Raw genomic sequence first — 13,263 nt, forward strand, 5'->3', positions numbered from 1 at the left:
CCGCCGGGCCATGGCGCGAGTCCGCTCCGACCCCCGCCCCATCCCCCGGATGGCGGTGCGGGCAAGGGTGTACTTCCATCCCGCGCCCGAGCAGGATTGGCAGTTGCTCGATACGTTCAGCCCCGTCATGCAGACAGGTTGTGGCACATACCGCCCAGCGACCCGGAAAATCCTTCCGGGGTCGCAGCCGACCGAGGGGAGACAGTGAACCGGTGCGCGGGACTACCAACACCCTGACCATCGGCGAACGCGTCGCCTGGTACCGCAGACGACGCGGCCTGTCCCAGGAAGTCCTAGCCGGACTCATCGGACGCACCGCCGACTGGCTCGGCAAGATCGAGAACAACCGGATCGAGCTGGACCGCCTCTCCGTCATCAAGTCACTCGCCGAAACCCTGGACATCTCTCTCGGCGACTTACTCGGCGAACCCTCGCTGCTCGACTGGACCGGCGACAGCGGCACCGAAACCGTGCCCACGCTGCGCGCCGCACTGATGAACTACCGCGCCCTCGGTCCGTTCGGCGGCGGCACGGGCGCGGAGCCGCCGAGCGTCGCCGTGCTCAGGAAGGAGGTCGGCGCTCTCTGGGACGCCTACCAGGACTCACGATTCGGGTACGTCACAGGCCGCCTGCCCGACCTGCTCCACCGCGCCCAGGCCGCCGCCGACCACCACGACGGCGACGACCAGGACCAGGCCCGCCGGCTACTCGGTCTGGCGTACCAGCTCGCCGCGACCCAGCTCACCAAGCTTGGGGAAAGCGACCTCGCCTGGATCGCCGCCGACCGCGGCTTGGCCGCCGTCCGACCCACTGGCGATCCCCTCGTCACCGGTTCCCTGTTCCGCTCCGTCGGCCACGCCCTGCACGCGACCGGCCGTTACGCCGAAGCCGTACGCCTCACCGAGGACGCCGCCGGCTACCTTGAGCCCCACCTCAAGCAGGCCACACCAGCGCTGCTCTCCGTCTACGGAACCCTGTTCCTGTCTGGCTCGATGGCCGCAGCCCGGTCCAACGACGCTGGCACCACCCGCGCCTTCCTCGCCGCCGCTGACCAGGCCGCCGGCCAGCTCGGGCCCGACGCCAACCACCTCTGGACCGCGTTCGGCCCGACCAACGTCGCCATCCACCGCGTCGCCACCGCCGCCGAGCTGGGCGACCTGCAAGTCGCCATCGACCTCGGGCCACGCGTCGACACCGCCGGCCTACCGATGGAACGACGGGTACGGCACGCCCTCGAAGTCGCCCGCGCCTACAGCTCGTGGAACCGCCTTGACGACGCCCAGGCCGTGCTGCTCGACGCCGAACAGATGGCACCCGAGCAGGTCCGCCACCACTTCCTTAGCCGCCAGCTCGCCCTCACCTGGATCCGCCGACAGCGCGGCAAGCCCTCCGCCGAACTGGTCGGACTGGCCCGGCGACTCAAGGTGCTCGACTGAACCAAGCCCATCTAGGCTGCCCTGGTGACGGCCAACGAGATGCCACCCATGGCAACCCCACGCGTCGCCGCAGGCGCCCTCTTCTTCAACGACGAAGGCCACGTGCTCCTTGTACGCCCGACCTACAAGAAGCACTGGGACATTCCCGGCGGCTACGTCGAACCAGGCGAGTCACCGCGTGCAGCGTGCGTACGCGAGATCAAGGAAGAACTCGGTCTCGCCATCAATGTCGGGCCCATGCTGGTTGTCGACTGGGCGCCGGCCGAGAACGAGGGCGACAAGCTGCTCTTCGTCTTCGATGCGGGCACTCTTACGCGCGAACAGGAAAGGGCGATCCGGTTTTTAGACGGGGAGCTACAAGAATGGCGCTACGTATCCGCTGACGCGCTTGAAGATCACGGCCCGCAGCGACTCGTACGCCGCGTTCGTACGGCTATGGCGGCACGAAGTCTGCACAGCGCTGCCTACGCAGAACACGGCACTGCCATCAACTGATCCACACCTTCTGTACGTCTTCAAGGCGGCCCTAAACGGGCCGCACCCGCCGCCGCCTAGGTGCGTGACCTACACTCCGCTGCCGCTCCAGTGCGGGCCACGCAACACGCCCGGCGGCTGACGCGGAGAGCGGAAAGTCCGATAGGCCGCCGCAGAACGACAGCCAGTGATGGGTGATCTGGTGGGCTGGCAGCCTACCGGGCCGCGGTGACGGAGAGCGGACACCGGCCTCGTCGGCGAACGGGCGGCGGTCGCGGGGTTGCGGCTAGTGCGCCTCCGGCGGGCGCTCCGGCTCCAAGATGGCCGACGCCTCCGCCGCCGGATCACGGTTCGTGCGTGACTGCGGTAGGCCGTCCGCCTGCCATCGTCGCCGATAAGCCGAGCAGGCCACCGACCGACCCGCCAGCGTGCATACGTGCAGTCAAGGCACGCTTGACGTGAGGGCCGGGCCGGCAGTCCGCTCCCTAGAAGAGCGGGTCGATGGCAGAAAGTGAGGAAAGTAGCTAGGGCGCGGCGTTCTCAACCGACTCGTCGGCTGATTCAACAGTGCAGATATCAATCCAACGAGAGAGGAGGCTCAGTGCGGCAAGTTGCTCAAGAGCCTCCTGTTCGCTTAGCTCTACACCGTGATCGTGAACGACAGGATTCCGGATCGCGAGAAAGCATCCAGCGCCGAAATCGCGGGAACCGTCTTGTCGACTCTTCCATGTATCGCTATCGCGGTCACCCGGGAAGCGCAACCGCGGCTTGCCAGGCTCGGCTGGGTTGCGCGTAAGGGCTTCTCGAACAAGAGCGGTTTCTCCCAAATTTGATCGACCGAGCTTTTGCTGTAAGCGCGCATTGACGGAGCGACACGCAACGTTCACTGCCTCTTTCTGACTGCCCGACTCCCAAAGTGGGCGTGCCGCCTCCCAAACCCAGGGGTGCAGATTATCGGCAGCTAACTCGGGGGCGTCTGGCTTCATCCGCCGTCGCGCCTCAGCGCCGAGGGTAAGCAGCCCGGTAGCCATTAGGGCGTGACGCTTTGCCGCTTCCCAGCCATTTTTTTCAATAATTTGGTTTACTGCAACGTTATAGTTGGATGACTCCCCGGCGGCCGCAATGATGACACGGATGCCACTGTCCATCATTTGGAGTATTTCCTGCGTCTCCTTGAAGGTCTTTTCAATACTGACTTCTTGGATAGAGTTTCTAGGGACTTTCGCCCAATCCAAACGAAGATCATCAAGGAGGCTAATTAGTTGAGTGAATCGCTCCAGCTGTTCAACGCCCCAGTCGACATCCACGAACGTAGGCTACTCGATACGCAAGTTCCTCGGCATGGCCAGGGTGGCGCCTGTACGTTGGGTCCACTCTTGGTGAAGATCAGGGTTCTCGGGTTTGCGCCCCTCGGCGACAGCAAGCAGCCCTGCGCTTCGATCTCTCAGCGAGGTCTGGTTGTCAGCCACCGCCTAGGGCCGCGCTTACGGCTGAACGGCTGAGTGCCGATAAGGGGTGCACTCGGACGGACAACGGTGGACGGCGATGGGATCGCCTCCTCATGCAAGGATGGCGTTGATCGAGTCGACCCCGAGCTGGTTGCCTGCCATTAGGTGCCAGCTTGACAATCCATGAGAGCTCGGGATGGGCTCACCGGTCGAAGATCCTTACCGTTACTGCCAGACCTTCAACCGTAGATTCCCTCGTGAGATCAGCTTCTAGCCCCCGGGGACCGGACAGAAGCCCCTCGTAGTCAAAGACTAGGCAGATTAGATGCTTAGCGCGTTGCTCCTCCTTATAGCGATCACGATCCACGATCAGCTCATCAGCAAGATCCCGCGCCGACATACTCGGTCGCGCTCGCTTCACCTCGATAGCCAGCTCAAATGCAGGAATGAGAAAGTCTATACGCGCCGCTCCGCCAGCATAGTTCGGCGACCAAGATTCCGGGCGTACGTCATCGAAGAAGAGGGCGAACAGAGTCTTTAGAAGGTCTTGAACGTCGTACTCATCTGCGATTCTAAGGGTTTCTCGGGTCCCATACCTACGCGTGAGTTCTCGCTCGGCGTTACGCATCCGCTGCCCAATCGCAAGAACCGCGTCAACAGCATCTATTTGCTGCCCTGCAAATTCAATACTACCCGCACTCTTTTGCGTTCGTAGCTGCCCCGAGAGAAGAGCACGTAGAATATCTAGATTGGCGCGAGCCTTTGTGGTAGCGGAACTACTGATGGCACCGAAATCGCCAGTCTTGAAACGACTTGCCTCATCCTTGCCCGAGAGGTAGGAGAAAAGCCCGATCTGGTTGAGCGAGGCGAGGTTGTAGAATTTGGGATGCTTCACATACTGATCGCCATACATTTCCCCGACAATGTCGTCAAGATCGTAGAGTAGATGTTCGGATGGCTTATGCCGAGGATGATCCTTGCCGGTAATGAAGCAGTAGCGCTTATTAAGTGCCGGGAAACCGAAGACGGAGCTATTCATATTCCAGTGCACTATCACTGACTCGCGATGCTCGATGAGGTAATCGTAGAAGCGGTCGAGGAGCGCGATCTCCCGTTCCACCTGTTCCATCGTGGCCGGCAAGTCGGCTAGAGAAAAGGCTTCGCGGGTGCCGTTATTCAAGCTCGCAACACCAATGCATGATATCGCTGCAGGGTGATCCGTGGCGTCGGCCAAACTCTCGCAGGCATAGTGGACGGAGATGACCTCCCGCCCAGCCTGAACGGCACCTCGCAGTTCCCGTAGCTTCGCTGGTTCTGTCATTCGACCCTGCCTTTGGTGTCCGACTGCACGATTAATCGCTCGGGAAGGAGAACAGCGCTCAGGGGCGCACCTTCGATGACGCCACACCCCGTATCGACACAGATAAGAGAGCCTGACTCGAAGACTCGCCCATCTGTCTGAACATAGTGCCCACATACCGTTAGCGGCACCGGAGGTGGCACAGGATGTCGAAATAGCTCATAGTGGGGTTCAAGCACCATTGCCCGAAGGTCTCTGGAGTCCGGTCGCTGAGGGTCATATCCCATGTGACTGATCAGGACTTCATTCGTTTCAAGATGCGTAATTGACGTTCTGAGCAACGAAAGGTGTTCTTCTGGGAAGTTCTCACGGAAATCTTGAATTACGTTTGACGGCACACGCACGTAATAGCTAGCAATGGTCGATACCCCTCCATTTCGCAAAAACCTAGCCGCATCGCCAGTCTCTACGAAGTCCAGAAGCGCCTGCTCGTGATTGCCGCGAAGCACTGAAGCGCCCTGAGGCCACTCACTGGCGAACTGGATCACGAGGTCAAGAACATTGGAGCTGCGGGGGCCGCGATCGATGAGATCTCCGATGAAGACAACATGTCGTCCGAGCGGGAACTGCGAGTCGAGTAGTCTTGCGAGTTGGTCGTACGACCCGTGCACATCGCCGATAATCATGACTGGCCAGCTCATATCGGCGGCGCAGCCAAGGCAGTGTATTCAAACCCTTCATTCGGGCCGGCAAGCACCTGCGCCATAAGCGTCGAGGCATAGGGGAAATTGGGAAAGAGCGCGACCGCCAGCGAGTCGAGCGTGGTCTCTGCAGGAGGCACCTCTCCTAACAGGTCACTGATCGCCCGGTAAAGGGCACTTAGGTCATCAGCGCGCGATGGCACAAGACGCATCCGGAGTGCCCGCGTTACTGAAGGGATTCCCAGCTTCGTCGCAACAATATCTGGATCAAACTCAGGTTCGCCGCGTTCGGCTAGGACGGCGTAACAGGCGGTCCGAGCAACATAGATCCCGAGCTTCCGGAGCCCATCTTGATGGAGCGAGGCGTCCTCAACCGTGAGTGCCCTGGCGGCAGCAGCCAGTTCCGAGATTGCCTTTTGGAAGTTTGGGGGATGTTGGTAACCGGCGAAAATATCCGCAAGCGTGCCTTCAGGGTCGCTAATAATGCAGCCGTCGGTGCGCAAGTGAAGCATAAATAGGCTGCCCTGGGCCGACATCTTCCTCAGCGTGTTGACGTTGTAGGCGGTTACATTGACGTCTCCGTCTGAGTACTTGCCGGGGCTCGTTTGCACTACTTGCAGAACGTCGATATCACTGTCAATGCGTTGCGTGCCGCGCGCCTGGCTACCGTATAGCGCAACGGCAATGTAAGGGCCCCGTACGGCGGCCAAGGCGCGCGCGATGACGTCTTGTCGCGGTTGCCTGCTGCTGGTGGGAGCCTGGCCCAAGGGCACACGCGGCAGGGTCATAACCGAAGCGTAGCGATCTGAGCGAGGATCGCAATCAGGTAGCCCGCACGCCTCGGACCAAGTGACGAGATCGAGCACAGTGACCATAGCTCAGGTTGCCGACATCTACACCGCGCCATCACGGTTCGACGACGGCAGCAGTGTGGACGCGACCAGCCCGGACTGACCCTGCCCAGGGCGAGGCTGTCGACAGCAACGGTGACAGCAGCCGGTGCGGACGGAGCTACCCGGTAGTGAACAATGCCGGATGGTGCTTCGAGGCCAGTGACGCCGATGGACTCCGCCGGATAAGCGCCCAGAACTTGTATGCGAGACATCCGACAGCTATGCCTCAAGGAGCAGCGGAAGCCTCGATTGGGTCGGTCCGGAACGCCAACTGATGAGGCTTGCCCTGCTCATCGAGGGGAGTCGCGACCGGTCGCCAGCGACCGACAGTTTGTGTCCGGATCCCCTGCTGGGGTCCCTCACGGACTCAGCCAGCACGGGAGCCGTCGGCTGACAGCCTCCAAGGCGGTGTGTCTAGTCCCACCCGATGCTTGACGGATCCGTCCCAGCTGTTGCTTGACGGTTGGTCTAGGACTCTTGCTTCGAGTGGGGGCTACTCGCGGCCGGTGGCCATGATGAGGGCCTCGGTGAACTCCTTCCAGGTTGGCGGGTCGGGGAAGTGGTCTCCACGGTTGCGGTAGAGGCCGGGGAGGGCTTTGAGCGAGGACTGGAGTGCTGCCAGGAAACGTTCGAGGGTGTGGTTCTCCCACTCGGTGGGGTGGGCGCGCAGGTCGGTGAGCATCCGGCCGACGATCTCGGCGGCGTCGGTGTGGGTGGTGACGTGGTTGACCTCGTCGGGGCGGATGTTGGTGAATCTGCCGGTCTCGTAGCCGCTACTCATGGGTGCATCATGCCTGTTCTGTGGTGGGAGTCGATCTTCCGGGGTCGGCTGGCTTTCAGGTTGCGGACCGGCTGGTTGGTGGTGCGGCGGATGGTGCGGGTGCCGTCGTCGCAGTGGATCGCCAGGTCGGTGTCGGTGACGTCGATGGTGAGGGTCTTGTGGGCATGGACACGGCCGAGGGCGATCTTCTGGCCGACGACCATGACCATGCCGCTGTTGGAGGCCCGCCGCTGCACCCGGACCGGTCCGGTGGCCGGTTGTGGTGGTGGGCCGGCGGGACGGGCGCTTCGCAGTCGGGCCACCTCGGCGGGGGTCAGTGGGTTGGGGCGGGTGCGCAGCAGTTCGCGGGTGTCCAGGTCGAAGAAGGCCAGGGTGTGTTCCTCTACGCGGACCCCGACGCGGCGGCCGGCAAGGATCTCGGCGGCCAGGACCAGGTGCTGTCCCAGTGACACGCAGCCGTTGGCGCCCACGGTCCGGTCGACCTCCACCGGCCCGGAGGGCCGCCCTGCTGGTGCCGGTGGCAGGGGTGGTGGTCCGGCGGGTCGGCCGCCGGCACGGTGCAGGGCGGCCAGGTCGTTGACCGACAGGTGTGACCGCGCGGACTTGATCCGGGTGCCAGCGATCATGAGGTGGATGACGTCGGTGTCGGCCCAGAACGTCACCGTCACTCCGGACCGGGCGGGGCCGAGCCAGAACTGCTTCCCGCAGATCTGCATGTTCCCCGAGGCGGGAACGACCCGCTCGAACTCCACCGCCCCCGGCACTGCCTGCACCGGAACCGGGACGGGCGGGGGCGGTGAGACGAGGGCCTGGTCGACCGGCTGGGTGAGTCTGGCCGGTAGCTTCACCGGCACCACCTGCTCCGCCGTCAGGGCGGGTGTGAACCGGTCGGCGGGGAAGGCCATGTCCAGAGACTGGTGGGGTCGGTCAGTGTTGTACTCGTCGCGGAACACGTCGATCGCGGCTTGGGCGGTGTCCAGGTCCGGCCACACGGGCACGCCGTCCAACAACTCCCGGCGTAGGGTCTGGTGGAACCGTTCCACCTTCCCGGTGGTGGTCGGCGACGCCGGCTGGGTCAGCCGGTGGATGATGCCGTTCTCCCGGCAGATCCGGTCGAACATCACCTCCCCGCCCTTGCCGAACCGGTCGGTGAACTGCTTGCCGTTGTCGGTCAGGACTTCCTCGGGCACCCCGAAGCGCCGCAGCCCGTCGGCGAAGGCTAGACAGACCGCCCGGCCGGTCGCCCTGCGCACGACTTGGGCGATGACGCAGAACCGGGAATGGTCATCCACTCCGGTGACGACCTTCGCCTCCGTCCCGTCAGCGAGGAACACTCCGCCGACGATGTCCATCTGCCACAACTCCATCGGTCGAGCCCGCTGCCACCGCCGGTAGTCCTTCCGGCCCCGACGGCGAGGGACCGGCTCGATCAGCCCGTGGCGGACCAGGATCCGATACACCGTCATCCGCGACGGCACCGGCTCCGGGCACCCGTGCCGGCCTACCTCGAAGGCGATCCGCCGGGCACCCCACCGCGGATGATGCCGACGCAGTTCACACACCAACGCCTCCACCTCCGGCGACGCCTGATGAGCACACCTCTGCGGCCGACGGGACCGGTCCTCCAGACCAGCAAGTCCCGCCTCGGCATAGCGGGCCAGCCAGGAATGAACGGTCTGGCGAGACACCCCCATACGGGCTGCCACCTCCACCACCGGATCACCGGCCTGCACCGCCAACACCGCCCGATACCTCTGTTCGACGATCGACAACTCCACCAGCGCCAATTCCGGCCTCCCACCACGGTGATGCCCGCAAACACCACGCGATGAAGAAGCCAGCTCTTGATCATGTCAAGCATCTGGTGGGACGCGACTGTCAAGCATGTCCCGGGACACGACAGCCTCCAAGGCGGTGACGCTGCCGAAACGCTCTCTTTAGGATCAAGGCGCCGCGCAAGCGCGGCGCGGCCGGTCGCGCTCGGCCTGCTGGCGGCCTCCGGCCGGCATCGGCCGGCGCGCCGGCCTCCCCCGTTCAGACGCTCAGTAGGCCCATGGCGACTGGCCCTGCTTGAGAATCCGGACCCCGCGCTCCTCAACCGTTGGCCACATGGTGACCCGGTACTCCAGATGATCGCCCGGGTCTGTCTCAGAGAACTTCGACGGCCGTTGCCCGGTCGGGACATACCCCACGCGCACCCGGTATCGCCCTGCCGGGACAGGGATCGGTTCCACCTCCTCCGGAAGCTGCGTAGCACCCGTGACTGCCAGCTTCCCGGACGGGAACTCGACGTCGGCTTCCGCGACATGGTCATAGGCGTCGAGTGGATCGAAAACAGGAGGGGCGCTCCAGATGTCCAGCCTCACCGGCACGTAGTCATAGCGAGCTGTGCCGATCACGACGCAGTGACGCTCTACGGCAATCCGCCACGCCTCATCGGCCTTGTCCCAGGTGTCCCCGTCAAACACACCCTCGGTCGCCTCTGCGTCGGAGAGCACGACGGCCAGGTGGTCGGCGTAGGGCTCGAACCGGTAGATCCGCACACGCTCGTCCAGCACGGCCGGCACGCTACCAAGGCATGCGCCTCCCACGACAGGTCATGCCCGTGGCAGGGATAGCCGGGGCCATGCTGATCCGCCGACCTTCCAAGTGGCAGAGCGACAGGGCCTTGACGATCGCGGGGTGATCGGCCGCCGTCGAGGGTGGGGCGATCGGCTGCCGCGCCGCTACGCGGCTTGCCATCGGATGCCTGGGTCCAGGCGCGCGGCGAGCCGGCGACACGGCAAGCCGCCCCCGGCCCGAGAGGCCGGGGGCGGTAAGCCGTACGCCGCCGGACAGCCGCGCGCTCACCGCGCCGCCGTGCCAGCCACGTGCCAGTAGCCGGTGTCCCAGACGGTCTGTAGCGGTCATGATCGGGCAGCACGACAACACCGCTGGCCAGGCGTTCCGGACAGATCAGGTCAGCCGGAAACGATCTTCCAAACTGCGGTTGCCGAAAGACGACTGCACGCGTGTCGACTCGTCAGCAGCCCGGGAGAGAATCGTCCAGTGACGATCGTCGAGCCGCCGCAGGTAGTTACAGAGCAGGCCGTCTTGCAGCTCCTGCACTTGGCCTTCCTGGAGATCCGCTTCTGCACGGCTCCGGTGGACGACGAGTCGCTGGAGACCTTGCTGAAGCGGCGTAAGCAGATCAACGAACTCGCCGACCTGTGCCATGGGTTACCCGGTTGTGTCGCTCCGGAGCGACGGCACCTGCTGAGCGACAACTTGAGGTACCTATGGCGTACCTCCTCTGCCCGGAAGCAGCAGTGGATGCGTTCCCGATGGGACCACCTCGGGTACGACCATCGCTGGCTCACGGATCCAGGTACGGCAGGTCGGGCGGACCCAGGAGTCGAAGGCGCCGGACCGGGGGCCGTGCAGAGTACGTGCAATGATCTTGACTCGTCCGGCGCATGACCGACGCGGACGTCCAGGTCAAGGGCATGCTCGCCAACCCGCCGCAGTCGCCTTCCTAAACCGTGTGTCGCAGGTTCGAATCCTGCCGGGGGCACCTCAATACGCGGTCGAAACGCCACCTGAGCTGCCCATATAAACGCCGTTCAATTGGAACACATGTGCAGCCGTAGGCCACCGGAAGCCGCCGTTTGTCGTAGGTCGCGGAACGGGCGTGGAATGACCTTGAAGGCATCCGACCAGGTCAGCCGACACAACCGAGGCAAGATCCGGAACAGCGACCATCACACGGGCCACGCCACCCTGGTCAGAGCCTCAGAGATCCTGTCGTTGACGGTGGCCTCCGCGCCGTCGATGCACTTGGCGTAGACCTTCAGCAGTACGTCCACGGAGTGTCCGGCCCGGTCGGCTACCTCGGTTGCCGGCACGCCAGCGTTGAGCCACAGCGACACGGCGGCGTGCCGCAGGTCGTACGGCCGACCAGCGAGCGGAGAGTCGACCTGGCGCGGCGTCAAAGCTAGCCGACGTGCCTCTTCCCACACGCGTGAGTACGTTGAGGCCGCAACGACGTTGCCCCGCTCACTTTGGAATAGCCGGCCATCCTTGGCGACGCCAAACCGTCCGATGTGGGCGCGCAGGATCGCCACGAGCGCGGGTGGGATTGGCACGCCGCGCGGCTCGTCCTCGGCACGGTGCTTCAGCCCCCGGTCGTCATGGACCTGGCCGCTGTCGGTCCACCGCTTGCCCGCCTGGGGTCGACTCTTGGCCAGCGTCAGCCGGCCCCATCCCGTCTCGGGAAGGTCGCAGTCCTGCTCTCGCAGCGCCAACGCCTCTGCCGGACGGAGCGCGGCGAAGTACAGGCAGGCGAAGAACGCGACCAGGCCGTGGCCGGACGCGCTCGCACGAATTTCCCCTTCAGCTCGGACGTAGTGGCCGTCAGCGGACACGGGGACGCTTGCCGGAAGCGCCTTGTAAACGAGGCGTCCGGGCTCCCCGAGCAGCCAGACAGGCATCCAAACCGGCGAGCAAGAGCGGACAGTCCCGGACTTGGACCTCAGGGCCGCAGCGCGCGTAGGAACGCTATGGCTGTAGTGCGGCGGGTAGGCGTCCTGGCCGCTGTCAGGGCAGCCATGTGCGCGTCGAGGCGCTCGCGCTCGTCGTTGGTCAGTGCGGCGGCGATGGCTTCGCCATACGTCGGGACCAGGGGGTTGGGGGCGACCCGCTTGAGCGCGTCCCAGTCGCTGATCGGCTCGGCGGGTACGTCGAGCTGGGCGCGGTAGTCCAGCTCCACCGCCTCGAAACCCGACCTCTCTGCCCAGGTCATCAGGTCGCGCTCGTCGAAGTCGACCATCGGCTGCTCGGCCGCTTCTGTGCGTCCCCGGTACACGTTGCGGACCTTGGCCACCAGGTCGTCGACCGGGGAGCCGCCCAAGCCGAACAGGTCGTCGGGGCGGTGCTGCCGCGCGAAGCGGTTGATGGGCTCGAAGAGGGAGAGCCTTCCGCCTGGCCGCAGCACTCGTAAGAACTCTGCGAACGCCGTGGCTTTGCGGTCGGAGTAGATGAGCACCGACCGGGTGGTGACGACGTCGACGGAGGCATCAGCAACGCCGGCAAGGTCCTCGGCCGGCGCCTGTACGAAGCTGCACCGCTCATCGCCGTCGGCGATCCGCCGGCACTGGTCAAGCAGGTCCTGCGACACGTCACTGAAGATGACACGGCCGTCCGGGCCGAGACGGTCGAGCGCACCAAACCCAATTAAGCCGGTTCCGCATCCGACGTCGAGGAGAACGTCATCGGGTTTCAGATCGGCTCGGTCGAGGACGCCGTCGCGGAACCACGCCAGGTCTGAGGCGTGCCGGGCGCGCAGGGTGGCGCTTCCGCCGTCTCGGCGCGTCAACAGCCACTGTGCCCACCTGTCGGTCGTCATCGGGTCACGATAGCGCCGGCCCTGAGCACCGCACTGGCCCGTCACAGCGATAGCGGACCAAGATCCGGACTATGCGCGGAACGATCAAGGATGGTAGGTGACGGGCAACCAACGCTTCCGCTGCTCAGAGTGCCATTGCAGCTTGCAGCGCAACTGCCTTCCTAAACCGTGTCGCAGGTTCGAATCCTGCCGGGGGCACCAGGTCAGACCCTTGATCAACGATCATTTTTCTTCCTCTCGGCGCTTCCGTGCCCGTTGCGTGCCCGATCCGGTCCGACCGAGGTTGTCCAGGTGGGCAGCCACCTCGGCGTCGCGGGAGTCGATGGCGCGGGCGTAGTGACGGGTGGTGACGTTGGCGTTGGCGTGTCCGAGCCGTCGGGCGGCGACGAGCACGCCGTGAGAGTCAGCTACCCAGCTTGCGTGGGTGGCGCGTAGGTCGTGCGGAGTGACGTCGGCGAGCCCGGCGGCGGCCACGGCTTGAATGAAACGACGTCGGAAGCCGTAGTAGCTCTGCTGCCGGTGGGCGGTGTGTGCGTCTGCCGACCAGGGAATGCGAAGGCGTCGGGGTCGTCCGGGAGGGTAGCGAGGTGTTCCCCGACCAGCTCGGCGACGAACGCGGGCACCAGCAGTGTCCGCCGCTGATGGTTCTTCGGGGTGTCGATGACAGGGCCGCCCGGCAGCTCGCTGACTGCATCGGTGATGACCACTCTGCCGTTGGTGAGATCGATGTGACGGCGGCGCAGCGGCAGAGCCTCGCCGATGCGAAGGCCGCCGTAAGCGAGCAGCGGACGCCAACGGACGAGCATGGACGATGGCGGACCGCGTTTCCAGGTCAAGTGCCAAAGAA

14 protein-coding genes are annotated in these 13,263 nt (G+C 64.6%); 2 read left to right on the forward strand and 12 right to left on the reverse strand.

What is annotated here, in order from left to right; all coding sequences use genetic code 11:
• Nucleotides 1-212: 212 nt before the first annotated feature.
• Nucleotides 213-1,436 carry a helix-turn-helix domain-containing protein gene (locus ACQ452_RS03285; RefSeq protein ID WP_433389557.1) on the forward strand — a complete coding sequence of 408 codons (1,224 nt, stop codon included), beginning with the start codon at nucleotides 213-215 and terminating at the stop codon, nucleotides 1,434-1,436.
• A 24-nt stretch (nucleotides 1,437-1,460) separates the two neighbouring features.
• On the forward strand, nucleotides 1,461-1,931 hold the full coding sequence (locus ACQ452_RS03290) for an NUDIX domain-containing protein (RefSeq protein ID WP_433389558.1): 471 nt from the start codon (nucleotides 1,461-1,463) through the stop codon (nucleotides 1,929-1,931).
• A gap of 503 nt (nucleotides 1,932-2,434) precedes the next feature.
• Here ACQ452_RS03290 and ACQ452_RS03295 read toward each other — a convergent pair.
• The 12 genes from ACQ452_RS03295 to ACQ452_RS03350 form a co-directional block, all read right to left on the reverse strand.
• Nucleotides 2,435-3,217 (reverse strand): TIGR02391 family protein, encoded by a 783-nt coding sequence (locus ACQ452_RS03295; protein ID WP_433389560.1) that lies wholly within the window; start codon nucleotides 3,215-3,217, stop codon nucleotides 2,435-2,437.
• 343 nt (nucleotides 3,218-3,560) lie between these two features.
• Entirely contained in the window at nucleotides 3,561-4,679 is a 1,119-nt protein-coding gene (locus ACQ452_RS03300) for a hypothetical protein (RefSeq protein ID WP_433389562.1), read from the reverse strand.
• Nucleotides 4,676-5,344 (reverse strand): metallophosphoesterase, encoded by a 669-nt coding sequence (locus ACQ452_RS03305; RefSeq protein ID WP_433389564.1) that lies wholly within the window; start codon nucleotides 5,342-5,344, stop codon nucleotides 4,676-4,678. The genes ACQ452_RS03300 and ACQ452_RS03305 overlap by 4 nt, the downstream gene beginning before the upstream one ends.
• An 11-nt stretch (nucleotides 5,345-5,355) precedes the next feature.
• Nucleotides 5,356-6,147: a nucleotidyltransferase domain-containing protein gene (locus ACQ452_RS03310; RefSeq protein ID WP_433389566.1), complete on the reverse strand. Its 792-nt coding sequence runs from the start codon at nucleotides 6,145-6,147 to the stop codon at nucleotides 5,356-5,358.
• A gap of 598 nt (nucleotides 6,148-6,745) precedes the next feature.
• Nucleotides 6,746-7,033, reverse strand: a complete 288-nt coding sequence (locus tag ACQ452_RS03315) for a DUF7660 family protein (RefSeq protein ID WP_433389568.1) — start codon at nucleotides 7,031-7,033, stop codon at nucleotides 6,746-6,748.
• Entirely contained in the window at nucleotides 7,030-8,805 is a 1,776-nt protein-coding gene (locus ACQ452_RS03320) for an IS481 family transposase (RefSeq protein ID WP_433393956.1), read from the reverse strand. The genes ACQ452_RS03315 and ACQ452_RS03320 overlap by 4 nt, the downstream gene beginning before the upstream one ends.
• Before the next feature lie 270 nt (nucleotides 8,806-9,075).
• Nucleotides 9,076-9,591, reverse strand: a complete 516-nt coding sequence (locus ACQ452_RS03325) for a hypothetical protein (RefSeq protein WP_433389570.1) — start codon at nucleotides 9,589-9,591, stop codon at nucleotides 9,076-9,078.
• 397 nt (nucleotides 9,592-9,988) lie between these two features.
• Nucleotides 9,989-10,249: a hypothetical protein gene (locus tag ACQ452_RS03330; protein WP_433389572.1), complete on the reverse strand. Its 261-nt coding sequence runs from the start codon at nucleotides 10,247-10,249 to the stop codon at nucleotides 9,989-9,991.
• Between the two features lie 524 nt (nucleotides 10,250-10,773).
• Nucleotides 10,774-11,502 carry a tyrosine-type recombinase/integrase gene (locus ACQ452_RS03335; RefSeq protein ID WP_433389574.1) on the reverse strand — a complete coding sequence of 243 codons (729 nt, stop codon included), beginning with the start codon at nucleotides 11,500-11,502 and terminating at the stop codon, nucleotides 10,774-10,776.
• Nucleotides 11,503-11,543: 41 nt separating this feature from the next.
• The gene (locus ACQ452_RS03340; RefSeq protein WP_433389576.1) at nucleotides 11,544-12,416 is read right to left on the reverse strand and encodes a class I SAM-dependent methyltransferase; all 873 of its coding nucleotides are present in this window, start codon (nucleotides 12,414-12,416) and stop codon (nucleotides 11,544-11,546) included.
• 222 nt (nucleotides 12,417-12,638) lie between these two features.
• On the reverse strand, nucleotides 12,639-12,890 hold the full coding sequence (locus ACQ452_RS03345) for a hypothetical protein (RefSeq protein WP_433389577.1): 252 nt from the start codon (nucleotides 12,888-12,890) through the stop codon (nucleotides 12,639-12,641).
• On the reverse strand, nucleotides 12,824-13,252 hold the full coding sequence (locus ACQ452_RS03350; RefSeq protein ID WP_433394500.1) for a hypothetical protein: 429 nt from the start codon (nucleotides 13,250-13,252) through the stop codon (nucleotides 12,824-12,826). The genes ACQ452_RS03345 and ACQ452_RS03350 overlap by 67 nt, the downstream gene beginning before the upstream one ends.
• Nucleotides 13,253-13,263: the final 11 nt, after the last annotated feature.

It is taken from the genome of Micromonospora sp. KLBMP9576 (assembly GCF_050941805.1).
Taxonomy (GTDB): Bacteria; Actinomycetota; Actinomycetes; order Mycobacteriales; family Micromonosporaceae; genus Micromonospora.